Source organism: Mesorhizobium sp. B2-7-1, assembly GCF_006440735.1.
Lineage (GTDB): Bacteria > Pseudomonadota > Alphaproteobacteria > Rhizobiales > Rhizobiaceae > Mesorhizobium.
Map to the genome: position 1 here is coordinate 93,632 of NZ_VFUA01000005.1, position 22,856 is coordinate 116,487.

The 22,856-nt window shown below is 64.0% G+C and carries 21 protein-coding genes and 1 tRNA gene; 6 read left to right on the top strand and 16 right to left on the bottom strand.

Features of this window, described 5'->3' with window-relative positions; all coding sequences use genetic code 11:
• Positions 1-33: 33 nt before the first annotated feature.
• Positions 34-897 carry an endonuclease/exonuclease/phosphatase family protein gene (locus tag FJ471_RS03835; RefSeq protein ID WP_140801831.1) on the top strand — a complete coding sequence of 288 codons (864 nt, stop codon included), beginning with the start codon at positions 34-36 and terminating at the stop codon, positions 895-897.
• 184 nt (positions 898-1,081) lie between these two features.
• Here the strand turns inward: FJ471_RS03835 and FJ471_RS03840 are convergent, their stop codons facing one another.
• The 3 genes from FJ471_RS03840 to FJ471_RS03850 all read right to left on the bottom strand — a co-directional run bounded on the left by FJ471_RS03840 (position 1,082) and on the right by FJ471_RS03850 (position 2,881).
• A complete protein-coding gene (locus FJ471_RS03840; protein ID WP_140801832.1) occupies positions 1,082-1,669 on the bottom strand; it encodes a GNAT family protein in 588 nt (195 codons plus the stop codon).
• A gap of 126 nt (positions 1,670-1,795) precedes the next feature.
• The gene (rpmA, locus tag FJ471_RS03845; protein WP_140801833.1) at positions 1,796-2,065 is read right to left on the bottom strand and encodes a 50S ribosomal protein L27; all 270 of its coding nucleotides are present in this window, start codon (positions 2,063-2,065) and stop codon (positions 1,796-1,798) included.
• Between the two features lie 99 nt (positions 2,066-2,164).
• Positions 2,165-2,881, bottom strand: a complete 717-nt coding sequence (locus tag FJ471_RS03850; RefSeq protein WP_140801834.1) for a 50S ribosomal protein L21 — start codon at positions 2,879-2,881, stop codon at positions 2,165-2,167.
• A 340-nt stretch (positions 2,882-3,221) separates the two neighbouring features.
• On the opposite strand from FJ471_RS03850, the gene FJ471_RS03855 reads away from it, so the two are divergent.
• Together FJ471_RS03855 and FJ471_RS03860 are read left to right on the top strand one after the other, a co-directional pair.
• Positions 3,222-3,311 (top strand) — tRNA-Ser (locus tag FJ471_RS03855).
• 240 nt (positions 3,312-3,551) lie between these two features.
• Positions 3,552-4,016 (top strand): hypothetical protein, encoded by a 465-nt coding sequence (locus FJ471_RS03860; protein ID WP_140801835.1) that lies wholly within the window; start codon positions 3,552-3,554, stop codon positions 4,014-4,016.
• Between the two features lie 18 nt (positions 4,017-4,034).
• On the opposite strand, the gene FJ471_RS03865 is transcribed toward FJ471_RS03860, so the two are convergent.
• Positions 4,035-5,171, bottom strand: coding sequence for a hypothetical protein (locus tag FJ471_RS03865; RefSeq protein WP_140801836.1), 1,137 nt, complete (start codon positions 5,169-5,171; stop codon positions 4,035-4,037).
• A gap of 87 nt (positions 5,172-5,258) precedes the next feature.
• On the opposite strand from FJ471_RS03865, the gene FJ471_RS03870 reads away from it, so the two are divergent.
• Positions 5,259-6,236: a DUF1186 domain-containing protein gene (locus FJ471_RS03870; protein ID WP_140801837.1), complete on the top strand. Its 978-nt coding sequence runs from the start codon at positions 5,259-5,261 to the stop codon at positions 6,234-6,236.
• Between the two features lie 42 nt (positions 6,237-6,278).
• On the opposite strand, the gene recQ is transcribed toward FJ471_RS03870, so the two are convergent.
• Positions 6,279-8,123, bottom strand: a complete 1,845-nt coding sequence (gene recQ, locus FJ471_RS03875; protein ID WP_140801838.1) for a DNA helicase RecQ — start codon at positions 8,121-8,123, stop codon at positions 6,279-6,281.
• Positions 8,123-9,766, bottom strand: a complete 1,644-nt coding sequence (locus FJ471_RS35180) for a sulfotransferase (protein WP_246684589.1) — start codon at positions 9,764-9,766, stop codon at positions 8,123-8,125. The genes recQ and FJ471_RS35180 overlap by 1 nt, the downstream gene beginning before the upstream one ends.
• 445 nt (positions 9,767-10,211) lie before the next feature.
• Between FJ471_RS35180 and FJ471_RS03885 the strand changes: the two genes are divergently transcribed.
• Positions 10,212-10,838 (top strand): LysE family translocator, encoded by a 627-nt coding sequence (locus FJ471_RS03885; protein WP_140801839.1) that lies wholly within the window; start codon positions 10,212-10,214, stop codon positions 10,836-10,838.
• Positions 10,839-10,844: 6 nt separating this feature from the next.
• Here FJ471_RS03885 and FJ471_RS03890 read toward each other — a convergent pair whose 3' ends face one another.
• The 4 genes from FJ471_RS03890 to uxaC form a co-directional block, all read right to left on the bottom strand.
• Positions 10,845-11,591, bottom strand: a complete 747-nt coding sequence (locus FJ471_RS03890; RefSeq protein ID WP_246684590.1) for a sulfotransferase — start codon at positions 11,589-11,591, stop codon at positions 10,845-10,847.
• 350 nt (positions 11,592-11,941) lie between these two features.
• On the bottom strand, positions 11,942-12,274 hold the full coding sequence (locus FJ471_RS03895; protein ID WP_140801841.1) for a cupin domain-containing protein: 333 nt from the start codon (positions 12,272-12,274) through the stop codon (positions 11,942-11,944).
• A gap of 34 nt (positions 12,275-12,308) precedes the next feature.
• Positions 12,309-13,076: a 2-dehydro-3-deoxy-D-gluconate 5-dehydrogenase KduD gene (gene kduD, locus FJ471_RS03900; RefSeq protein ID WP_140801842.1), complete on the bottom strand. Its 768-nt coding sequence runs from the start codon at positions 13,074-13,076 to the stop codon at positions 12,309-12,311.
• A 67-nt stretch (positions 13,077-13,143) separates the two neighbouring features.
• A complete protein-coding gene (gene uxaC, locus FJ471_RS03905; protein ID WP_140801843.1) occupies positions 13,144-14,553 on the bottom strand; it encodes a glucuronate isomerase in 1,410 nt (469 codons plus the stop codon).
• Positions 14,554-14,826: 273 nt separating this feature from the next.
• Between uxaC and FJ471_RS03910 the strand changes: the two genes are divergently transcribed.
• The gene (locus tag FJ471_RS03910; protein WP_140801844.1) at positions 14,827-16,323 is read left to right on the top strand and encodes a mannitol dehydrogenase family protein; all 1,497 of its coding nucleotides are present in this window, start codon (positions 14,827-14,829) and stop codon (positions 16,321-16,323) included.
• Here FJ471_RS03910 and lepB read toward each other — a convergent pair whose 3' ends face one another.
• The 6 genes from lepB to FJ471_RS03940 form a co-directional block, all read right to left on the bottom strand.
• Positions 16,324-17,286: a signal peptidase I gene (gene lepB / locus FJ471_RS03915; protein ID WP_140801845.1), complete on the bottom strand. Its 963-nt coding sequence runs from the start codon at positions 17,284-17,286 to the stop codon at positions 16,324-16,326.
• Between the two features lie 212 nt (positions 17,287-17,498).
• A complete protein-coding gene (locus tag FJ471_RS03920; protein WP_140801846.1) occupies positions 17,499-17,906 on the bottom strand; it encodes a F0F1 ATP synthase subunit epsilon in 408 nt (135 codons plus the stop codon).
• A gap of 112 nt (positions 17,907-18,018) precedes the next feature.
• Positions 18,019-19,602 carry a F0F1 ATP synthase subunit beta gene (atpD, locus tag FJ471_RS03925; protein ID WP_140801847.1) on the bottom strand — a complete coding sequence of 528 codons (1,584 nt, stop codon included), beginning with the start codon at positions 19,600-19,602 and terminating at the stop codon, positions 18,019-18,021.
• Between the two features lie 71 nt (positions 19,603-19,673).
• Positions 19,674-20,561 carry a F0F1 ATP synthase subunit gamma gene (locus tag FJ471_RS03930; protein ID WP_140801848.1) on the bottom strand — a complete coding sequence of 296 codons (888 nt, stop codon included), beginning with the start codon at positions 20,559-20,561 and terminating at the stop codon, positions 19,674-19,676.
• A gap of 29 nt (positions 20,562-20,590) precedes the next feature.
• On the bottom strand, positions 20,591-22,120 hold the full coding sequence (atpA, locus tag FJ471_RS03935; RefSeq protein WP_140801849.1) for a F0F1 ATP synthase subunit alpha: 1,530 nt from the start codon (positions 22,118-22,120) through the stop codon (positions 20,591-20,593).
• Positions 22,120-22,680, bottom strand: a complete 561-nt coding sequence (locus FJ471_RS03940) for a F0F1 ATP synthase subunit delta (protein ID WP_140801850.1) — start codon at positions 22,678-22,680, stop codon at positions 22,120-22,122. The genes atpA and FJ471_RS03940 overlap by 1 nt, the downstream gene beginning before the upstream one ends.
• Between the last annotated feature and the right edge of the window lie 176 nt (positions 22,681-22,856).

Below are 22,856 nucleotides of genomic sequence, written 5' to 3' on the forward strand. Positions count from 1 at the left end.
CACTGATGCGGGGTGGACTGAAGGGGAGCGGGAATGAAGATCGTCACCTACAACATCCAGTACGGCATTGGCCTCGACGGCAAATACGATGTCGGCCGCATCGCCGACGCCGTGCGCGGCGCCGACGTGATTGCTCTGCAGGAAGTGACCCGCAACAACCCGCGCAACGGTGACCGCGACATGGTGGCCGAGATCAGCGAGGCGCTGCCCGATTATTTTGCCGCCTATGGCAGCAATTTCGAGGTCAATATCGGCTCGCGCCTGGAGAACGGCCGCGCCATCTCGACCTCCTTCCAGCTCGGCAACATGGTGCTGTCGAAGACGCCCATTCATCTGTCGCGCAATCTCCTTTTGCCGCGCAGCCGCAGCCTCGAGGCGATGAACTTCCAGCGCGGCGCGATCGAGGCGCTGATCGAGACGCCGCTCGGCTTCATCCGCTTCTATTCCACCCATCTCGACCATCGCAGCCCCGTCGAGCGCCAGAGCCAGATCCGCTTCCTGCGCCAGCGCCTCTTGAACTATGCGCTGGAAGGCGGCGGCCTATCGGGAATTCCCGAGATCGGCCTGCCGGACCTGCCCTACCCGGAAGCCTTCATCGTCATGGGCGACTTCAACATGCTGCCGGGCTCGCCCGAATATGTCGAGCTCGCCGGCCGCCCGGACCACGAGTTCGGCATGCCGCTGACCGCCGATCTCGCCGTCGATGTCGCCCAGCGTCTTGCCGTCGCCGACCTCGTCACCTGGGTCGACCCGGACCGCCCCGGCGACAAAAGCCGCCACAAATGCATCGACTACATCTTCACCAGCGCCTCGCTCGCCAGATCGCTGAAGCGCCTGTGGTCCGACCGGGACGCCGTCGGCTCCGACCACCTGCCGCTCTGGGCCGACCTGAGCTGAGCCGCGGAACTTCCCCTCATCCGGCCGCTACGCGGCCACCTTCTCCCCAAGGGGAGAAGAGGTTGGCGTCGGCGCTTACCTGCTCCTCTCCCCTCGGGGAGAGGTCGGATTGCCCCGAATTGCTATTCGCAATTCGGCTGGCAATCCGGGTGAGCGGCGCTTGCTCAGGCCTATAAAGCAACCATCAAAAATGCACCCAGTTGCGCAGGCTGGTCCAAGTCTTCCTGTCCAGCCGGTAGCGCTCGACCGGCACCTGGCCGGCAACGATCGAGTTCAGCATGCCCTGGCCGGCATACTGGAAGCCGCATTTGTGGATGACCCGGCGCGAAGCCGGATTGATCACCCTGGTCGAGGCATGCAGCACCTGGATCGAGGTCCGCTGGAAGGCGAGGTCGACGAGCGCGTGCGCTGCCTCGGTGGCATAGCCACGCTTCCAGTAGGGTTCGCCGATCCAGTAGCCGAGCTCCAGCCCGCGATCGGTGGTGTTCAAGCCGGCGCAGCCGACAAAGGTGCCGGTGCCGGCAAGGGTGAGCGCATAGACGATGCCGGCGCGGCGCGACGCCGCCATGGCGAGGAAGGTACGCGCTTCCGCTTCGCCGTAAGGATGCGGCATGCGGGCGAGCATTTCGGCGACATGCCGGTTGTCGGCAAGCGTGACGAGTTGCTCGAGGTCGCTCTCGCGCGGGGCGCGCATCGCCAGCCGCTCGGTGGCCAGCACCGGGCAATCGATCGCGTAACTTTCGTCTTCGGTATCTTCCGCTTCGGCAACCATTTTAGTCCTCCAGGGCAAGAAAAAATGAAAAAGGAGAGAGGGCAAGCCCATCTCTCCTGATCCTTTTCCTGGCCTGGCCAGACACCGGTTCCCGAGATGGGCGCCGGTGTTATGGTGCGGAACCGGCTACTCCGCTGCTTTGGTAATCGGGTTGACCGATACGTAGGTTCGGCCGTTGGCTTTTTTGTTGAAGGTGACCGCGCCGGCTTCGAGCGCAAAAAGGGTGTGGTCCGTGCCCATGCCAACATTGGTGCCCGGATGCCAGGTCGTGCCGCGTTGGCGGATGATGATGTTGCCGGCGATGACGGCTTCGCCGCCGAACTTCTTCACGCCGAGACGCTTGGAGTGCGAATCGCGACCGTTGCGCGACGAACCGCCAGCTTTCTTGTGTGCCATTTGACTAACTCCGATGCGCCCTGAGGCGCTTGAATGGTCTTATGAACGCGTTCGCGTTCCGTTTCAAGTCCGTGCCGGCGACGATCGTCGCCGGAAAAATTACTTCTTCGCCAGTTCCTTGGCCTGCTCGCGCCAGTCCTTGATCTGGTCGGCGCTGAACGGCATGTGCTCGTCGATCTTGGCGACATCCTTGTCGGTGAGCTTGGCGAGCTGCGCGAAGGTGACGATGCCCTGCTCGGCGAGGTCCTTCGCCGCGACCGGGCCGATGCCCTTGATCACGGTCAGGTCGTCCGGCTCGCCCTTCGGCGCCTTGAACAGCGGCGCGGCCTTTGCCTCTTCGCCCGAAGCAGCTTCCGCCTTCGGGGCAGCTTCCTTCTTGGCCTTCGGCTCCTTCGGAGCGGTCTCGGCCTTCGCCTCGGCGGCGACTTCCGCCTTGGCTTCGGGGGCCTTTGCCTCTGCCTTGGCTTCCGGCTTGGCAGCGGCCTTCTTCGACGGCTTGGCGCCACCCAGCAGGATCTCGGCGATCCTGACGGTGGTCAGAAGCTGACGGTGGCCGATCTTGCGGCGCGAATTCTGGCGGCGGCGCTTCTTGAAAGCGATGACGGTGCGGTTCTTGCCCTGCTCGACGACTTCCGCCGTGACCAGAGCGCCATCGACGAACGGCGCGCCGAAGGTGACATTCTCGCCCTCGCCATGCGCGAGCACATTGCCGATCTCGACGATATCGCCGACCTTGGCTTCGAGTTTCTCGATCTTCAGGAGATCGTTGGCGGCGACGCGATACTGCTTGCCGCCCGTTTTAATGACTGCGAACATTTTTTTGCCTTTCGCTGTTCGGTCGGCCTTGATGAACCGCTTCAGGCGGTTCGGCCGTCTTTTTGTCAGTCTGCGGGTTCAAAAAACAAGCGGCGCGGAAGAGCCTCCACGCCGAATGCGGGCTGTCCCTAACCGAAGGCTGCGCCGGAGTCAAGGCAAGCGTCAAGGCGAGCGGGCCCGCCCCTTGAGATGCACCGAGCGACGTTGCCGGCAAATATCGGTCCGCCACGCCGCCGCCGCTTTTCGCGGAAGCTGGAAATCGCTCGAATAGGGCCTTGTAACTCTAGCAGTCAGCCGTTATCTAGTGCGCCGCGCCGGCAACGGCCGACCATGACCTCGCGGAGAGGTGGCAGAGTGGTCGAATGCACCGCACTCGAAATGCGGCATACTCGCAAGGGTATCGGGGGTTCGAATCCCTCCCTCTCCGCCATCCTGCTTCGCGCTGCGCGCTTCGCAGGACCAGCGCCGTTTTCCGCGCGAGCAGGATGCCCTCCGAAGCCTTGGCGAAGGAGGGCCGGAATCCCCGACTTGATATGCCTCAGGTCCAGACCACGCGTCTCGATCGATCCATATTCCGGCCGTGAAGCAGCACACAGTCACGTGACAAAAATCCGGCCATGGTCGATAGTCATGCGATCTCAGGGGATCAACCTGCGGAGGGCCGTTCGACATGCGCTCTGGGTGGAATCCAACAAGGTTCGACCGGTTTTTGGATTGCCTGTCGGCCGGACCAACCATAGCGGCCGCCCTTGCAATTGCGTTTTCCGTTTCGCCTTCGCATGCGGCACAGCATCGTCTGCCGAGCGGCTATAAATGGGGCCGCTGCCTGCTTGTCGTTCAGGGTGAGACCCGCATCTCCGGGAAATGCTCCTATCAGATCGAGAATGGCGGCGATTTCAATATTCAGGGGCCTAAGCAGGTTTTTGCAGGCATCGACTATCCCGACACGCACAGCGGGGCCGGCGAGATGTCCAAGGATTACTGGGCGGTTGTCTACAAGGACGGTGATACCTGGGCAGGCTATGCGAATGGGGACATTCGCGGCACGCATGGCGAGGGAGCCGATTGGGGAGAACTTCACCGCGAAGGCGCCTGCTATCTCGGGAAGGACGTCAAGGTCTGCCTTTGGCGTTAGCCGGCTCCCTTGCAAGACCTATCCCAGCATCGCCAGACGCTCGAGGAAGCGCCCTTTCCCGGCATGGCGCTCACGGATCGACTGAAGTCGGACATGAAATTCCTCGATCGCGCCCCGCTTCTCGGCAAGCGCCAAGAGATCGGAAAGAAGCGCCGCCGCTTTGTCGTAGCCGGCCGGATTGCGCCGCCCGATCTCGATCTCGACCTCTTCCCAGACGTTTTCACCCCGCTGGCGAAGGGCCTCGACCCGGACATCGCGGGCCTTCTCTTCCGCTTCTGCTTGCAATCGCCGCTGCTTTTCCGCCAGCTCCGCCTCGGCGCGCTCGCGGGCAAGGCGAATTTCTTCGGCCCGAGCCTGCAGATCCGCTGCTGTGCGCAAAGCGCCGGGCGAAATTGTCGTTTCGGCTTCCAAACGTTCCCGAATCCTGGCCCGCAACTCGGCGGACATGTTGGGCTCGCCGCTGAAAACCCGCATGAGCAGACCGGTTTTCTCAGCGTCGCTCATCGCCGCGACCACCCGCCGGGCCATATCCGGCGACGGGCCGTCGGGAGCCGTTGCCGCGCTTCGCTCGGCCGCTGCCTGGACGAGATCGTGATCGATACCGAAGAAGGCGGCAAACGCTTCGAGTGCCTCGGTCAGCGGCCCAATTCCCGGCATCGGCTCCGGCGCATCGGGTTCGATCGCGTCAACTTCGACAGCCATCAGCCAAGTCAGATAGAAAAGCCGAAGATCACCTGCGAGCAAGTCGGCCCGCAGCGGCCCCAGGGCCGCGAGCCAACCCGAGTCCTCATCGTCCAGATATTCGAGCTCCAACTCGTCGCGTGAGATGCTTATGACGACGTTCTCGCCGGCGTCTTCTAGCATGACGTCGTCGGTCGCTGCAAGGAAGGTGCCTATGCGATCCCGATCGACCAGCTTAGCCGGCAGCTTGATCATCAGGCGCCGGGAGCCCCAGTTGGCGAAATAGAGATGAAGATCGAACCAGCGCGCCATAAGCTCGTCCGGATCGCCCCGGAAATCTCCCCACTCGTAGAAATTGGTGAAGCTGGTTGCGGTGATCCGCGCCCGCGAGGACAGACCGCGAAGCACCTGGCGATCCGCGTTGCTGAGAGGACGATCGACCGCCTGGAATTCGTAGCATTGGTATTCGCTCATCGTCGCTCTCAAGATTGACACAAGTATGTGGTTGAAGGATCGATAGCATGCCGCCGGGACGAGGCTCCATCGACGCGACTGGACGCGATGAAAAAAGAAGATTTGGAAAAGCTGCTTTCTAACGACAGCGGCGACTTCGAGTTGTATCCGATAGACCGCTATCTCCATGCCGTGGCCACCGAACGGCAGGTGCCGGATCTCGCAATCGCGGTCTGCACCATGCGGATCGAGGAATCCGCTCCGCACCTGCGCGCGGTCCTTGAACGCGCCGCCGATGGAGAGCCTTTGTCGGACGACGAAGAGATGCTGCTCTTCCGGGGCGTGTATATTCTCGGCGGCGCCCGCGACAGCCAGGCATGCCAACAGTTGCTGCGTCTGTTGCGCCGCCCTGGCAGAGAAGTCGACGGGCTGCTTGGCGACGCCATAACCGAAACCCTATCGCGCATCATCGTAGGCGTATTCGACGGCGACGCCGGCGCGCTGTTCGGCATCATTGCCGACCGCTCCGTCGACGAATTCGTCCGCGACGCGGCCTTTGGCGCGGTGACCTTTTTGACCTGGGAAGGTCGCATCGAACGCGACCGGACCAGGGATTTCGTGGAGCGGTTCTACAAGGAGAGGCTGGCCGACGACTGGGATTATGCCTGGATCGGCTGGCTGCAGGCCATCGCGATGCTCGCGCTACGAGACCTCGTTCCGCTTGTCTACAGTGCCTGGGACGAGGACCGTATACCGGAAGATGTGCTTGAACGCAGTGATTTCGAAAGCGACCTGCGGGAAGCCGAGCAGCAACCGGACGACATTGGCCGGTTCGACCGCGCCAGTCTGAGCTACATCGAGGATGTCCTTGTGGCGCTGGATTGGACCCGCGGCCTTGGCGACGACGACAGCTTCGAACTGGGCGACGACGATTTCGATCTTGACGAGGATGAGGATGGGCAAGCCTCATGGCTGGACCGGGCCAGCGAGACTCCAGCCACCAACCCCTGGCGCGATATCGGGCGCAACGATCCGTGCCCTTGTGGAAGCGGCAAGAAATTCAAGAAATGCTGCCTCGCCAGCTGATGACGCGGGATGCCCGGCCCGCCGACAGGCCCGGCAAAGCCTTCAATCCGACCCATCGGCCTGGTGCGCGGCGATCGCGCCGAGGAAGATCTCGCCGAACTCCTTGAGCTTGGCGGCGCCCACACCGTTCACCTCGGCGAAATCGTCGAGATCTTGCGGTCGGCGTTCGGCCATGTCGATCAGCGTGCGGTCGGAGAACACCACATAGGCCGGCACCTGGCGTTCCTTGGCGAGCCGCAACCTCAGCGTTTTAAGCGTCGCCAGAAGCGATGCATCCACGCCCTCACCATCCATGGCCGAGCCTTGCGCGGCACGCTTCCTGCCGCGCGCGAGACGGTCCCGGCCTTCGACACGGTACTCGAACGCAACCTCGCCACGCCCGAGCGCGCGGCCGCTTTCGGAGATGGCGAGGCCGCCATGGCCGTCGGGATCCGGCACCAGAAAGCCGCCGGCGACAAGCTGCCGGATGAGCGACAGCCAGACCGGCTTCCTGTGCACGATGCCGGTCTTGAAGCTGGCGAGCTTCTGATGGCCTCTCGCCAGCACCTTCTCGGTCTCGTGGCCGAGCAGGATGTCGATGACATGGGCGGCGCCGAAGCGCTCGCCGCTCTGCGCGACGGCCGCAAGGATGATGCGCGCCTCGGCGCTGCCATCGGCGCGCGGCGCCTGGTCGAGGCAGTTGTCGCAATTGCCGCAGCCTTGAGCCTCCTCGCCGAAATAGCCGAGCAGCACCTGGCGCCGGCACTGCGCCGTCTCGCAATAGCCGATCAGCGTGTCGAGCCGGCGATGCGCGCGCCTTTTGTGTTCGGGCGAGGTATCCTCGTCGTCGATGAACATCCGGCGCGTGCGGATGTCGCCGGCGCCGTAGAGCATATGCGCTTCCGCCGACCGGCCGTCGCGCCCGGCGCGGCCGATCTCCTGGTAATACGCCTCCAGGCTGCCGGGCAGGTCGGTGTGGAAGACATAGGCGACGTCGGGTTTGTCGATGCCCATGCCGAAAGCGATCGTCGCCACCATGACGACGCCCGACAGGCTCATGAAGGTGTTCTGGTTCGCCTCGCGCGCGTCCTTGCCCATGCCGGCATGGTAGGCGAGCGCGCGCACGCCGTTCTTCTCCAGGAAAGCCGCCATCTCCTCGGTCTTGCGGCGCGACAGGCAATAGATGATGCCGCTCTTGCCCTGGTGGCGCTCGATGAAGCGCAGCAGCTGGCGCTTGCTGCCCTGCTTGGGCTCTATCGCCAGCTTGATGTTGGGCCGGTCGAACCCCAGCACCAGGGTTTCGGCGCGCCCGGCAAACAGCCGCGCCTCGATATCGGCGCGCGTGGCCTCGTCCGCCGTCGCCGTCAGCGCGATGATCGGCACTTGCGGAAACACGCCGCGCAACTGCGACAGGTCTTCATATTCGCGCCGGAAGGCCGGACCCCATTGCGAGATGCAATGCGCCTCGTCGATGGCGATCAGGCCGACCTCGAGCCGGGACAGCGCATCGAGCATTCGTTCCGTCATCAGCCGCTCCGGCGCCATGTAGAGCAGCCGCGTCTGCCCGGACGCGACGCGGCGCCAGGCCGCGACATTGGCGTCGCGGTCGAGCGAGGAATTGATCGTGTCGGCGGCCACACCGGCGAGCCGCAAGGCGGCGACCTGATCCTGCATCAGCGCCACAAGCGGCGAGACCACGATGGTGAGCCCGCCCTTGACCAGCGCCGGGACCTGATAGCAGAGCGACTTGCCGGCGCCCGTCGGCATCACCGCCAGCACATGGCGCCCGGAGAGCAGCGCCTCGATCACCGCCGCCTGGCCGGGCCGGAAATCGTCGAAGCCGAAGACATCCTTCAGGACGCGCCGCTGGTCATCCTCGGCCCGCGGGCCGGCCGCCTGCGCCGGCATCACCGCGCTCCTGCGGTCAACTTGAGGTCCGGCGTTTCGTAGCCGAATTCGCGGCAGAAGCTTTCCACGCGGGCGAGGAACGCCGGCGGAAGGCCATGCAGATAAGTCCGGAATTCTTCATTGCGTTCCCATTTTCTCAGCGACGTCGCCCGTATCGGATTGTCCGTGTCCCGGCTGTACAGGGTGACCGGCGAAAGGTCGAACGATCGGGCGATCCTCGCCTGGACGATATCCGGTTCGGCGATCAGCTCCTCATAGCGCAAATAGAAAACGGCTCTTTCGGGATGAGCGTGTCTAAGGCGCATCAATCCGTCGTACTCCGCTTCCCAGCGTTCGGTCGTTACATGAAAACGCCGCTCGTTCACCGTCTCCGGATGAGAGCTGGTGAGCACGTCGAACGGATGCCGCACGCAATAGATCAACCCGACCGAGGCAGGCAGATGCTCGATGTCCTTATGGCTCACATAGGTGCGTTTGACGACCAGATTGAATTGGGGGCGATCCAGTTCGACCAGCGCCTGAAACGGCGCTTCGTCCGCATGGACATAGGTATCGTCGAAACACCCCATCAAACGACGGCTGAGCGTGGTTCCACTGCGAGCGCAGCCTGCAATGAAGATCCGTTTGCGAGATGTCATTGCCGAGGGCAGCCGGGGCGCAGCCTTGCGCAGGCGCCAGAACACTCGCCTTGCGCTACGGCGCAGAGCAGTCGCCGGCGGCCGGCCCGCTTTGATAGGGACGTCGCTCGACGTGATCTCGGCCAAAGCGATGCCGCTCTCTCCGGCGACGGCGTAGAGCAGCCAGGTGCGGCCGTTCTCCTCGAAAATGGCGGGATCGCGCAATGCGTTCTCCCTGCCCTCGGCCGCCCCCGTCCGGCTGCGACGGACCGGCAAGCCGGCCCCTTCGAAGTCCATCCGCGGCCGCAGCAATTCGGTCTCGCCCTGCACAGTCCAGTTTCGCCAATCCTCGGCGAGATCGATCGTGCCGTGAAGTATCCGTTCCGGCGCGTCGCCCATGCGCGTGTAGTAGACCCGCAACCAGCGACCGGATTTCTGCAGCGCAAGATGCCGTGGGGTCGGAAGACGCTTCATGGCAGGCAGAACGACCGGACCCCGTTCGAAATCGGAGATGCCGTTTCTGGATCGGAACACGGTGACGGCTCCTGTCCCGAGAAGACCGTACCACCACTGATCGTGGTGAAAGAACCGCGCATAGAACGGCCCGAGCGGCTCGGAAAGCGGATTGAAATGAAGGCCGTCACCGGATGTCGCGGCAAAGGTCACCTGGTCTTTCCCGCCTTTTGCCGGTCCATGAAAATACATCACGAAGCGACGATGCCGCTGATCGACATGAACGTCGGGAGACGCGATGTGGTCCTCGATGAACGGGCATTGATCGAGGGACAGCACCCCGCCGGGATGGATGCGCCACGGACCGTGGATCGAATCCGAATAGGCAAGGCGAATATAGGTGCCCCCATGGTCGGCGAAATAGAGATAATAGGCGCCAAGCCGTCCCTCGGCCCAGTCGGGCATGCCGATCAGCGACGGCCCGTTGATGTTGATCCCATCGCCGCCAGGCAACATGTCCGGCGACACGATAAGCCCATGCCGACTGGCGGTGAGAATGGGTTGCGCGATCATGCGGCGGGCTGCCTCCGGCCAACGGCTCCGCCCCGACGACGAGCCCGACTGTTGCGGAGCCTGCACGTCCCAGCCCGGTTCTGCCAGGTCTCAAGCGTCGCTTGCTCCGCCAAGCCAGCCCCCTTCAAGGATTGATCCTGCCGGCGCCTTCCGCGGTAGGCGCCTTGGCTCGATTGCCGGTCTGGCATCGTTCGGTCTTGTCGTTTCGATACAACGACGTGCGTTGAAACGGAAGGTCGAAGCCTATCTCGAACAGACACCGCGCAGCTGAGGTGGGACGCTTGTGACGAAATCGTCGAAGCCTGGCAGGCCCTCACGCCGTCCCGCTTCGGTTCGCGGCGACGCCGACATCGCCGCCGGAGAGAGTTCCTTCAGCCCGTTCCGCGGTGCTATAACGCCAAGCCACCCGATGAAGGCCAGCGGCCGACGCAAAAGGAACTTTCGCATGATCGATCCCGCCACGCTCATCACTTACGTCGCGGTCGTGTTCGGCTTCGTCTTCATCCCGGGGCCGGCGACGCTGCTCACGGTCGCACGGGCGACGAGCTCGGGCACGAAGGTCGGCATCGCCACCGGCGCCGGCGTCGCGGCGGGCGATGTTATCCACACCATCATGGCGATCGTCGGCATCTCGGCCATCATCGCCGCCTCGGCGATGCTGTTCAGCATCGTCAAATATATCGGCGCGGCCTATCTCGTTTATCTCGGTATCCGCGCCATCCTTGAAAAGTCGCCGGCCGACCTGGCGGCCAGGACGCTGCCCATTTCCGCGGGCAAGGCTTTCCGGCAGGCGATCCTGACCGAAATGCTCAATCCGAAGACCGCTTTGTTCTTCCTGGCCTTCCTGCCGCAATTCGTGCACCCGCAGGGCGGTTTCGTGATGCTGCAGCTGATGGTGCTCGGCATCATCTTTGTCCTGCTCGGGCTCTTCAGCACAATCGTCTTCGCCGTCAGCGCGGGTGGTCTTGGCTCCTTCCTGCGCCGCAATCCGGCGGTGCTGAAATGGCAGGGCAAGGTGGTCGGCGGCATCTATTGCGCGCTCGGCATACGCCTGGCGCTGCAGCAGCGCTGAAATGCTTCATTCGGCGGCGCCGGCCCAGGCAGGCATGTCGTAGCCGAATTCGCGGCAGAAGGCCTGCATGGGTCCAAGAACGGCCGGCGACAGCTGGCCTTCAAGATAGGCGCGGTAGTCTTCGTTGCGCTCCCATTTGCGCAGCGAGCGCGAGTGGATAGGGCGTTGCCCATCCCTGGAAACCGGCACTCTCGGTCGCAGTCCGAACCGATCCGCGATCCGTTGTTGCACGGCGTCCGGGTCGGCGATCGTGTCTTCGTTGCGCACGTAGAAAATGTCGCGCACGGGCTGCGCCTTTCTCAAGCTCAGCAGCGCATCGTATCCCAGCACCCAGCGGTCGGCCGTGGTATGAAATCGACGCTCCTTCATCGTCTGCGGATGCACGCTGGTAAGCACATCCAAAGGGTGTCGAACGCAATAGACGAGACCGATGTCGGCGGGCAGCTTCGCAAGATGAGCGAAGGACCGGGAAGCGCGCTTGATGACCAGATTGTTTTCCTGGCGGTCCAGCAGATAGAATTTCGTATGCCGCGCCTCGGGCGGCCAGACGAAAGTGTCCTCGAAGCTTTTCATGACGCGTTGCGTCAAGGTCGTTCCGCTGCGCGCGCAACCGGCTATGAATATCTTGTTGATCCGCGCGGCCCGCGCATTCGGCCTCGACCGCCAGCAAATTTTGACGGCCGTCACAAGGCGAACAAGCTCCCTGCTTGATCGGGTAATTAGAAAACCAACGGCCGCCTGAAGTTTCTGCACAATCCCCTTGTCCCCCGATCGCGCCGGGTCACATTGCCGTGACCGCCATTAGCTGATTGGCCGATATGCGGGCGGGTTCCAAGGGTTGGAGACTTAAGGGGGATGTTAAACCTATCTTTACCCTGCTGCGGCACCGTTGCCCTCCTGCGGCGATGTTTGAGTACCGCGGCGGCGCGATGAGCGCCCAGGCAACAAACCCGCGCTTAACGGCGCGGGTTTTCCTTTCTAGGGCAATCCCAGGAAAAGTGTGAGCGGTTAAGTTCGGCGCCTTCGCCGTAACCTTCCGCCCGGAATTGCGTAGAAACAAAGAGGTAGAGCAGTTCGCCGTTTCCGTGAAACGGTGAAATGCTCTAGCCCAGAAAATCGGCCCGGTAAGGCGCAAAGCTGTCGACCAGCCGCCCGGCCTCCAGCGCCTTGACGCCGTGCACGAGATTGGACGGCACGATGAAGCTGCTTCCTGTTTCGAGGGTCTCCGATCGGCCGTCTATGGTGACCTCGAAGCGACCCTCGGCGACATAGCTTGCCTGGACGTGGGGATGCGAATGCAGCGCCCCGATGCCGCCCTTGTCGAAAGCGACCTCGACCACCATCAATTCATCCGTGTGGACCAGTACGCGCCGCCTGTTGCCGTCCGCCGTCGGTTCCCAGGCCTTTGCGCCCGCATGGGAAAAAATGTCGGTCATCGCTTAACATCCGTTCGAAATTGGCAGGAAAGGATCATCGCGCCAGCCAGCCGCCATCGACCGGCATCACCGTGCCATGCATATAGTCCGATGCCCGCGCGAGTAGGAACACCGCCACGTCGCCTATATCCTCCGTCCGGCCCCAGCGCGCCGCCGGGATGCGCCCGAGGATGGCGGCGCTTCGATCGGGGTCGGCGCGCAGCGCTTCGGTGTTATTGGTCTCGATATAGCCCGGCGCGATGCCGTTGACGTTGATGCCTTTGGCCGCCCACTCGCAGGCGAGCAGCCTCGTGAGGCCGAGCACGCCGTGCTTCGAGGCGGTATAGGAAGCAACGCGGATGCCGCCCTGGAAGCTCAGCACCGAGGCGATGTTGACGATCTTGCCGCGCCGTCCCGGCTCCGCAAGCACGCGCCTTGCAAAACCCTGGCAGAGGCGAAAGACCGTCTTCAAATTGACGTCCATCACCTCGTCCCAATCGGCTTCGGTAAGATCGACCGCATCGGCGCGCCGGATGATGCCGGCATTGTTGACGAGGCCGTCGAGCGGGCCGCTCTCCTCCCAGACCCGGTCGAGCAAGACGGCGGCCTCGGCCGGATCGCCAAGATCGACTTTCACCGCTTCGAAACTGCCGCCCGCGGCGGCGACCTTCCCTACCGTATCGTCCATCGCCGAACGGCCGACGCCGACGACCAGGCCGCCGGCGCGCGCGATCGACACGGCGATGCCCTGGCCGATACCGGTGTTGGCGCCGGTGACCAGGATGCGCTTGCCCGTCAGGCTGAAGGCGGAAAGATCGCTCAAGCTTGTCCTGCCTTTCGCTTGCCGCCGATCGAAGGATCGGTCGTTCCGCGAATGTGACGGCGCGGCTTCACAGGCGATAGGCCTTCTTGGCAAGTGCGTAGGCCAACTCCCTGGCCAGTTCATGCGCCTCGTCCTCGCGCAGTCGGTGCTCGGCGATCAGCCGCGCCAGGAAGGCGCAGTCGACGCGGCGCGCGACGTCGTGGCGTGCCGGGATCGACGGAAAGGCGCGCGTGTCGTCATTGAAGCCGACGGTGTTGTAGAAGCCGGCCGTCTCGGTGGTCATCTCACGGAAGCGGCGCATGCCTTCCGGGCTGTCGTGGAACCACCAGGCCGGACCGAGCTTCAGCGCCGGATAGACGCCGGCGAGCGGCGCCAGCTCGCGCGCATAGCTCGTCTCGTCGAGCGTGAACAGGATGATCGTGAGGTCGCGCTCCAGGCCGACGCAGTCGAGCAGCGGCTTCAGCGCCGTCACATAATCGGTCTTGGTCGGGATATCGAAGCCCTTGTCGCGGCCGAATTTCTGGAAAACAGAAGGCGAATGATTGCGCCATGAGCCCGGGTGGATCTGCATCACCAAGGCATCGTCCCGGCTCATCTTGGCCATCTCGGTCAGCATCTGCGCCCGGAACAGCCGCCGCTCGCGCTCGTCGTCGGAGCCGCGGCGGATGCGGTCGAACAACTCCTGCGCCGCCGCGCCGGAAAGGTTGGCGGTCTCGGCCGTCGGGTGGCCATGGTCGGACGAGGTCGCGCCGAATTCCTTGAAATAAGCGCGGCGGCGGCGATGCGCATCGAGATAACCCGTCCAGGTGCCGGTATCGCATCCGGTGATTTCGCCGAGCCGATCGAGGTTGGCCGAGAACCCTTCGAAATCGGGATCGACCACCGCATCCGGCCGATAGGCGGTGACGACGCGGCCGTTCCAGCCGCTGTCGCGGATCATCCGGTGCCATCTGAGGTCGTCGAGCGCGCCCTCGGTCGTGGCGATCACCTCGATGTTGAAGCGTTCGAACAACGCGCGCGGGCGATAGTCGTCGCGTTGCAGCAGCGTGGCGATCGTATCGTAGCAGCGGTCGGCGCTGGCAACGGTGAGCGGCTCCTCGATGCCGAACAGATGCTCGAACACGTGGTCGAGCCAGAGCCGCGTCGGCGTGCCGCGGAAGAGATGGTAATGCTCGGCGAAGCGCCGCCAGATCACCCGGCCGTCCGTCTCGACCGGCGCGCCGTCCAGCGTCGGCACGCCGAGTTCTTCCAGCCGCACGCCCTGGCTGAACAGCATGCGGAAAATGTAATGATCCGGCACGATGAGCAGTTGCGCGGGGTCCGGAAACGGCTCGTTGAGCGCATACCAGCGCGGGTCGGTATGACCGTGCGGGCTGACGATGGGCAGGTCCTTCACGCCGGCGTAAAGGGCGCGGGCCAATGCGCGCGAACTCGCCTCGGGCGGAAACAGCAGATCGGGATCGGTCGGCGCGATCATCGAATAAAGCGGCTCCTCCAATGCATGTCGCCCGGAAGTGCGCAGCCGTCCCGGGGCAACGACATGCATCGGTAAAAACACCTGAAGCGCCCCGCCGAAATCCATTTCAGCGCAACGCGTTTCAGGGTCGGTATCGGTACGGCCCGGCAGGAATGATGTCAACGCGACGGGCTTATACCGGTCAGCTTGCCGCGGCCGGCAACAGGTGCTACGCCGGCCATGCCTGAGCGCAGGGGACATCGCCATGCAGAATTGTTCGCCCGATTTGGTGCCATGACCCGCGACCGCCTTTCCGACAAGACGCTGAAGTCTCTTCCGAGCAACGTTTCGGTTCCGGCCTATGATCGCGCCGGTATCACCCCTGGCATCGTCCATCTCGGCGTCGGCGCCTTTCATCGCGCCCACCAGGCGGCCTATGTCGACGCCTGCCTGGCAAACGGCGAGAGCGATTGGGGCATCATCGGCGTCTCGCTGCGCAGCCCCGACACGCGCGACGCGCTCAAGCCGCAGGACGGGCTCTACACGCTGGCAATCAGGGACAGCGCCGGCGAGCAGCTGCAGGTCATCGGCTCGATCCAGTCCCTGCTCGTCGCCCCGGAGGACCCTGGCGCGGTGCTCGCCGCGCTCACCGACCCGCGCGCCCGCATCGTCACGCTGACCATCACCGAAAAGGCTTATCTCAGGGCAGCCGATGGCGCGCTCGACAGCGCCCATCCCGACATTGTCCACGATCTCGCCAACCCCGGATCGCCGAAGACGGCGCATGGCTTTCTCGCCGAGTCGCTGGCGCGCCGTCGCGTCGCCGGCACGCCGCCCTTCACCGTGCTCTGCTGCGACAACCTGCCGGCCAACGGCGCCACGCTGCACCGGCTGCTGATCGAGTTCGCGAAGCTCCGAGATGCCGACCTCGCGCGCCATGTCGCCGACGAAGTCGCCTTCCCGTCGAGCATGGTCGACCGCATCGTGCCGGCTACCACCGATGCCGACCGGCTGCGCATCGCTGACGAGCTCGGCCTCGAGGACTCCTGGCCGGTGATGACCGAGCCGTTCCGGCAATGGGTGATCGAGGACCACTTTCCCGCCGGGCGGCCGGCCTGGGAGAAATTCGGCGTCACCATGGTCGAGGATGTGCGGCCGTTCGAGGACATGAAGCTGAGGCTGCTCAACGGCGCGCATTCCGGCATCGCCTATCTCGGCCTGCTCAGCGGCCACGCCACCGTCGACCGCGCCTTTGCCGATCCGTCGATCCGGCAGTTCGTGGACTGGCTTTGGGCCGAGGCCATTCCAACGCTGCCGCGGGATGCCGGGCTCGACCCGATCCCCTATACGGCCGAGCTCGCCGTGCGCTTTTCCAATACCGCGCTCGCCCACCGCACCGCGCAGATCGCCAATGACGGCAGCCAGAAACTGCCGCAACGCATCGTCGCTTCCGCGCTTGCAAGGCTCGAGGCGGGTCTGCTGCCGGAACACCTGTCGCTGGTCGTTGCCGCCTGGATCGCCGCATGCGCCGCACGCGGCGGGACTTTGCCCGAGGGCCATTTCACCGATCCGCTCGATGCCGCCCTTAACGACCTGTTCGGCCGCAATCTGGCGACGGCAACCATGGCCGAGGCCGTGTTCGACCTCGCCGGCTTTGCCAAAGGCCACGCGGAACGCGAGCGGTTGATCGAGTTTGTCGCCACGCATCTGGTCCATTTCAAGCAGGGCGGTCCGAAGCTGGCCTTTGCCGCGCTCGGCATCGGCAACGAACCTCCCAGGCTCACCGAGTAGCTAGTTATCCGCCGGCCCGTTCACGACCTGCCGCGCGGCATAGTCGTTCCCGTTAGCGTTCCAGAACAGGCGCACCGCCTTGCCGACGAGATTTTCGTAAGGCACCGTGCCCATGGTGAAACGGCTGTCGGCGGAATTGTCGCGGTTGTCGCCGAGCATGAAATATTCTCCCGCCGGCACGGTGATTTCCGGCGTGTTGTCGCCGACCGAGGTCACATCGTAGTCTATCACCAGATAGGTGACGCCTTCCGGCAGCGTTTCGCGCTGCAGCCGTGCCGAGCGTATCTCTTGTGTCGAATAGTCGCCGAGATCCTCGAGCTTGACGGCGACGCGGTTGATGTAGAGCCGCCCGTCGATCATCTGGACCCGGTCTCCAGGCATGCCGACGATGCGCTTGACATAATCCGTGTCAGGATCGCTGCGCGGCCTGAACACCACCACATCCCCCCGTCTCGGCGGGCTGCCGAGAACCCGGCCTTCGACTGGCAACAGCCCGAAGGGAGCGCTGTAGTGGCCATAGCCATAGGCGTATTTGGAAGCGAAGAAATAGTCGCCCAGCTGAAGCGTCGGCTCCATGCTGGCGGACGGCATCGAGAAGGGCTGGAACAGGAATGTGCGGATCGCGAGCGCCGCGCCATAGGACGTGAGAACGACCAGGACCAGCACCCAGAGCCCATGCGCGTACCATTTGTCGGGCCTGAAACGTCGGGCGAATGGAACGACGATCAGCGCCGACAAAACCGCAAGACCGGGTCCTGCGAAGCCGGTAAGCCAGGCAAGGTTGGCGCTGGGCAGGACCGGCAGCCCGACATAGCAGACGGCGATCGATGCCAAGCTTACGACGATCAGCCAGATGATCGCGGCACGGCCCGCGCCGATCCACAGGAAGCCGCCGAACCGTCCGCCGAACAGCGACACCAGCGCTGTCGACCATCTCGATCGCGGGCCTGTTTCTGCGGACATCCGTCGCCCCCAGAGCAATCCCAGGAAAAGTGCAAAGCGGTTTTCCGCCGGGGATTGCGTCCAAACAAAGAGAAAAAGCGGCTAGTCGTTTCCGTGAAACGGCAAGACGCTCTGACGAAGCAGGCGGGACTGTCCAACAAACGAAAAAGCGGGGCAAGGCCCCGCTTTCGATATCACGTCCGAGACGGATCGATTGTCGCCCTAAGCAGGCGTCAGGCCGGGATCAGCGCGCCTTCCAGCGTGGTGAGCTGGCTGAGGAACTGCTCGGCGCGGCTGCGCGCCACGTCGTCCTTGGCGTCGGCGGCGTCTTCCTTGGCGTCCTGGATGCGACGTGCAAGGTCCGCGCGGTCGATGTCGTTCACATGCACGGCCGATTCAGCAAGCAACGTGCAGCCGGACGGCAGGATGTCGGCGAAACCGCCGAACACGACGTAGCGGTCCTCCTTGCCGGAAGCGGCCTTGATCGTAACGACGCCGGGCTTGATCGTCGTCATGACCGGCGCGTGCTGCGCCATCACCGTCATCTCGCCTTCGGCGCCCGGAATGACGACGGACTCGACCTGCTCGGAAACGAGCAGCCGTTCCGGCGAGACCAGTTCGAACTTGAAAGCTTCAGCCATGATCAAATTAGTGAGTAGGCAGTAGGGATTAGTCAGTAGTGACTGGCGTAAAAACGACCCAAGTCAGACCTGCTATTCCCTACTCACTACCGACTACTCCCTATTCTCTTGATTACGCCGCTTCAGCCGCGAGGCGCTGCGCCTTCTCGACCGCTTCGTCGATGCCGCCGACCATGTAGAAGGCGGCTTCCGGCAGGTGGTCGTAGTCGCCGGCGCAGAGGCCCTTGAAGCCCTTGATGGTGTCGGCGAGGTCGACCAGCTTGCCCGGCGCGCCCGTGAACACTTCGGCGACGAAGAACGGCTGCGACAGGAAGCGCTCGATCTTGCGGGCGCGGGCAACCGTCTGCTTGTCCTCTTCCGACAGCTCGTCCATGCCCAGGATGGCGATGATGTCCTGCAGCGACTTATAGCGCTGCAGGATCGACTGCACCTGGCGGGCGACCTGGTAGTGCTCCTCGCCGACGACCATCGGGTCGAGCATGCGCGAGGTCGAATCCAGTGGATCGACGGCCGGGTAGATGCCCTTTTCCGAGATCGCGCGGTTGAGCACGGTCGTGGCGTCGAGGTGGGCGAACGAGGTCGCGGGCGCCGGGTCGGTCAAGTCGTCGGCCGGAACGTAGATCGCCTGCACCGAGGTGATCGAGCCCTTGGTCGTCGTCGTGATGCGTTCCTGCAGCGCGCCCATGTCGGTGGCCAGCGTCGGCTGGTAGCCCACGGCGGAAGGAATACGGCCGAGCAGCGCCGACACTTCAGAACCAGCCTGCGTGAAGCGGAAGATGTTGTCGACGAAGAACAGCACGTCCTGGCCCTGGTCGCGGAAATATTCGGCGACGGTGAGGCCGGTCAGGCCGACGCGGGCGCGCGCGCCCGGCGGCTCGTTCATCTGGCCGTAGACGAGCGCGGCCTTCGAGCCCTGGCCGCCGCCCTTCTTGTTGACGCCCGATTCGATGAACTCGTGATAGAGGTCGTTGCCTTCGCGGGTGCGCTCGCCGACGCCGGCGAACACCGAGAAGCCGCCATGCGCCTTGGCGACGTTGTTGATCAGTTCCTGGATCAGCACGGTCTTGCCGACGCCGGCGCCGCCGAACAGGCCGATCTTGCCGCCGCGGGCATAAGGTGCCAGCAGATCGAGAACCTTGATGCCGGTGACCAGGATCTGCGCTTCCGTCGACTGGTCGATATAGGCCGGAGCCGGCTGGTGGATGGCGCGCATCTCGATGCCGTCGACCGGGCCTTCCTCGTCGACCGGCTCGCCGATGACGTTGATGATGCGGCCGAGCATGCCCGGGCCGACCGGTACGGTGATCGGAGCGCCGGTGTCATAGACGTCCTGGCCGCGCACCAGACCTTCGGTCGAGTCCATCGCAATGCAGCGCACCGTGTTCTCGCCGAGATGCTGGGCAACCTCGAGCACGAGGCGATTGCCGACATTGATCGTCTCGATCGCGTTCAAAATGGCCGGCAGATGATCTTCGAACTGCACGTCGACGACGGCGCCGATGACCTGGCGAACCTTGCCGGCGGCGCCGACCCTCGCCGAAACGCTCGGCGCCTTCGCCGCGGTGGTCTTCGCCGGAGCCGCTGCCTTGGCCGGAGCGGCCGCCTTTTTCGCCGGAGCGGCTTTCGCGGCTGCTGCCGGAGCCTTTTCCGCCGGTGCCGCCTTGGCGGCGGTCTTCGGAGTAGCTGCTTTCGCCATCGTCTTTGCCCTTTTCGTCTATCTGTTGCTCACGCTGTCCGCGGCGGGGCCATCGACCCCGCGCGGCGCGCTTAGAGCGCCTCGGCGCCCGAAATGATTTCGATCAGTTCCTTGGTGATCTGCGCCTGCCGCTGGCGGTTGTAGGTGATCGACAGCTTGTTGATCATGTCGCCGGCGTTGCGCGTCGCATTGTCCATCGCGCTCATCTTGGCGCCCATCTCGCCGGCCGCGTTTTCAAGCAGCGCCCGGAAGATCTGCACGGCGATGTTGCGCGGGATGAGGTCGGAGAGGATCTCGCCCGGCTCCGGCTCGTATTCGTACACCGCGTTGCCGCCATTGGCCGTCTCGGGCGCAGTCGCCGCCGCGGCCGCCGCTGGGATGACCTGCTGCGCCGTCGGGATCTGGCTGATCACCGACTTGAACTGCGAATAGAACAGCGTGCAGACGTCGAAGCCATCCTGGTGGAACAGGTGGATGATCTTGCGCGCGATGGCATCGGCATTGACGAAGCCGAGCGTCTTGACCTCACGCAGGTCGACACGCTCGAGGATCATCGAGCCGTAGTCGCGGCGCAGGATGTCGAAACCCTTCTTGCCGACGCAGATGATCTTGACCTGCTTGCCGTCGGCGAGAAGCCGGCGGATATGGTCGCGGGCAAGGCGCGCGATCTGCGAGTTGAAGCCGCCGCAAAGGCCGCGCTCGGCGGTGCAGACGATGAGCAGATGCACGTCGTCCTTGCCGGTGCCGGTCATCAGCGCCGGTGCATCGCCGCCGCCGCCGATCGCCTGGGTGATGTTGGCCAGAACCGCGCCCATGCGCTCGGAATAGGGACGTGCCGCTTCCGCCGCTTCCTGCGCGCGACGCAGCTTCGCCGCGGCGACCATCTGCATCGCCTTGGTGATCTTCTGCGTCGCCTTGACCGAGGCGATACGGTTACGAAGGTCTTTTAACGAAGCCATGCTTCAAACCCGATCCCGTCCGGCTTCGTTCAAGCGAAGGTCTTTGCGAAGGCGTCGATTTCCGCCTTCAGCTTGGCGCGCAGGTCGTCGGACAGCGCCTTCTCCTTGCGGATGCCGTCGAGCACGTCCTTGCCGGCCGAGCGCATGTGGCTGAGCAGGCCGTGCTCGAACTTGCCGACCTGATTGAGCGGCAGCTTGTCGAGATAACCGTTGACGCCGGCGAAGATCACCGCGACCTGCTCTTCGGTCTTGAGCGGCGAGAACTGCGGCTGCTTAAGCAGCTCGGTCAGGCGCGAGCCGCGGTTGAGCAGACGCTGCGTGGCGGCATCAAGGTCCGAGCCGAACTGCGCGAAGGCCGCCATTTCGCGGTACTGCGCCAGCTCGCCCTTGATCGAGCCGGCGACCTGCTTCATCGCCTTGATCTGCGCCGACGAGCCGACGCGCGACACCGACAGGCCGACGTTCACCGCCGGGCGGATGCCCTGGAAGAACAGGTTGGTCTCGAGGAAGATCTGGCCGTCGGTGATCGAGATGACGTTGGTCGGGATGTAGGCCGACACGTCGTTGGCCTGCGTCTCGATGATCGGCAGCGCGGTCAGCGAACCATTGCCATTGTCGTCGTTGAGCTTGGCGGCGCGCTCCAGGAGGCGCGAGTGCAAATAGAAGACGTCGCCCGGATAGGCTTCGCGGCCCGGCGGGCGGCGCAGCAAGAGCGACATCTGGCGATAGGCGACGGCCTGCTTCGACAGATCGTCATAGCTGATCAGCGCATGCATGCCGTTGTCGCGGAAATATTCGCCCATCGTGCACGCCGTGAACGGCGCCAGGAACTGCATCGGCGCCGGGTCGGACGCGGTGGCCGCGACGATGATCGAATATTCGAGCGCGCCACGCTCTTCGAGTACCTTCACGAACTGCGCCACGGTCGAGCGCTTCTGGCCGACGGCGACGTAGACGCAGTAGAGCTTTTCCTTCTCCGGGCCATTGTCGTGCACGGACTTCTGGTTGAGCATCGTGTCGAGGATGATGGCGGTCTTGCCGGTCTGGCGGTCGCCGATGACCAGCTCGCGCTGGCCGCGACCGACCGGGATCAGCGCATCGATGGCCTTGAGGCCGGTCGACATCGGCTCGTTCACCGACTTGCGCGGAATGATGCCGGGCGCCTTGACGTCGACGCGCTTGCGCTCGGTCGCCTTGATCGGACCCTTGCCGTCGATCGGGTTGCCCAGCGCGTCGACAACGCGGCCGAGCAGACCCATGCCGACAGGCGCGTCGACGATGGCGCCGGTGCGCTTGACGGTATCGCCTTCCTTGATGTCGCGGTCGTTGCCGAAGATGACGACGCCGACATTGTCGGCTTCGAGGTTGAGCGCCATGCCGCGGATGCCGCCGGGGAACTCGACCATCTCGCCGGCCTGGACATTGTCGAGGCCGTAGACGCGGGCGATGCCGTCACCGACTGACAGAACCTGACCGACTTCGGAGACCTCGGCCTCCTTGCCGAAATTCTTGATCTGGTCTTTGAGAATTGCGGAAATTTCCGCGGCGCGGATGTCCATCAGCCGACCTCTTTCAGTGCAAGCTTGAGCGAATTGAGTTTGGTTTTGAGCGACGTATCGATCTGGCGCGAGCCTATCTTGACGATCAGCCCGCCGAGCAGCGACGGATCGACGGTCATGGCGATGGCCACGTCCTTGCCGGCGATGCCCTTCAGCGCCGCCTTGAGTTCAGTCTGCTGCGCAGCCGTCAGCGCATGCGCCGAGGTGACCTCGGCCGACGCCTCGCCGCGATGGTCGGCGGCGATCTGGCGAAACGCCTTGATCATGCCGGGCACCGCGAACAGGCGGCGGTTCCTGGCCACGACGCGCAGGAAATTGCCGACCAGGCCGGTGATCTTGGCCTTGTCGGCGATGGCGGCGATGGCCTTTGCCTGGTCCTCGCTGGAAAACACCGGGCTGCTGATCAGCCGCGAGAGATCGCCGCTCTCGTTGAGCATTGCCTCGAAGCTGGTCAGATCGGCCTCGACCTTGGCGATTGAATTGTCCTGCAGCGCGAGCTCGAACAGCGAGCCTGCATAGCGTTCTGCGACAGCTGAGATTGGCGATGACGATTGGGCCACGGACCGTCTTTTCTCTTGTCTGACAGGCCGCAGATTGTTGGCGCGAGCGAAAACTCTGGCTAAATCTTTGACCTTATTACAAATTTTCAAGCACGGAGATGCGGCTTCCGCTATCCCCTGCCGAAAGTCGATTGCCGTCTAGCACAGGCTTTTTAAGACCGCAATGCATCGTCCGG

Excerpts from the sequence above, each read along its gene's own strand:
- FJ471_RS03835 (WP_140801831.1), top strand. The coding sequence starts at position 34 with ATGAAGATCGTCACCTACAACATCCAGTACGGCATTGGCCTCGACGGC.
- FJ471_RS03840 (WP_140801832.1), bottom strand. The coding sequence starts at position 1,669 with ATGGTTGCCGAAGCGGAAGATACCGAAGACGAAAGTTACGCGATCGAT.
- rpmA (WP_140801833.1), bottom strand. The coding sequence starts at position 2,065 with ATGGCACACAAGAAAGCTGGCGGTTCGTCGCGCAACGGTCGCGATTCG.
- FJ471_RS03850 (WP_140801834.1), bottom strand. The coding sequence starts at position 2,881 with ATGTTCGCAGTCATTAAAACGGGCGGCAAGCAGTATCGCGTCGCCGCC.
- FJ471_RS03860 (WP_140801835.1), top strand. The coding sequence starts at position 3,552 with ATGCGCTCTGGGTGGAATCCAACAAGGTTCGACCGGTTTTTGGATTGC.
- FJ471_RS03865 (WP_140801836.1), bottom strand. The coding sequence starts at position 5,171 with ATGAGCGAATACCAATGCTACGAATTCCAGGCGGTCGATCGTCCTCTC.
- FJ471_RS03870 (WP_140801837.1), top strand. The coding sequence starts at position 5,259 with ATGAAAAAAGAAGATTTGGAAAAGCTGCTTTCTAACGACAGCGGCGAC.
- recQ (WP_140801838.1), bottom strand. The coding sequence starts at position 8,123 with ATGCCGGCGCAGGCGGCCGGCCCGCGGGCCGAGGATGACCAGCGGCGC.
- FJ471_RS35180 (WP_246684589.1), bottom strand. The coding sequence starts at position 9,766 with ATGATCGCGCAACCCATTCTCACCGCCAGTCGGCATGGGCTTATCGTG.
- FJ471_RS03885 (WP_140801839.1), top strand. The coding sequence starts at position 10,212 with ATGATCGATCCCGCCACGCTCATCACTTACGTCGCGGTCGTGTTCGGC.
- FJ471_RS03895 (WP_140801841.1), bottom strand. The coding sequence starts at position 12,274 with ATGACCGACATTTTTTCCCATGCGGGCGCAAAGGCCTGGGAACCGACG.
- uxaC (WP_140801843.1), bottom strand. The coding sequence starts at position 14,553 with ATGATCGCGCCGACCGATCCCGATCTGCTGTTTCCGCCCGAGGCGAGT.
- FJ471_RS03910 (WP_140801844.1), top strand. The coding sequence starts at position 14,827 with ATGACCCGCGACCGCCTTTCCGACAAGACGCTGAAGTCTCTTCCGAGC.
- lepB (WP_140801845.1), bottom strand. The coding sequence starts at position 17,286 with ATGTCCGCAGAAACAGGCCCGCGATCGAGATGGTCGACAGCGCTGGTG.
- FJ471_RS03920 (WP_140801846.1), bottom strand. The coding sequence starts at position 17,906 with ATGGCTGAAGCTTTCAAGTTCGAACTGGTCTCGCCGGAACGGCTGCTC.
- atpD (WP_140801847.1), bottom strand. The coding sequence starts at position 19,602 with ATGGCGAAAGCAGCTACTCCGAAGACCGCCGCCAAGGCGGCACCGGCG.
- FJ471_RS03930 (WP_140801848.1), bottom strand. The coding sequence starts at position 20,561 with ATGGCTTCGTTAAAAGACCTTCGTAACCGTATCGCCTCGGTCAAGGCG.
- atpA (WP_140801849.1), bottom strand. The coding sequence starts at position 22,120 with ATGGACATCCGCGCCGCGGAAATTTCCGCAATTCTCAAAGACCAGATC.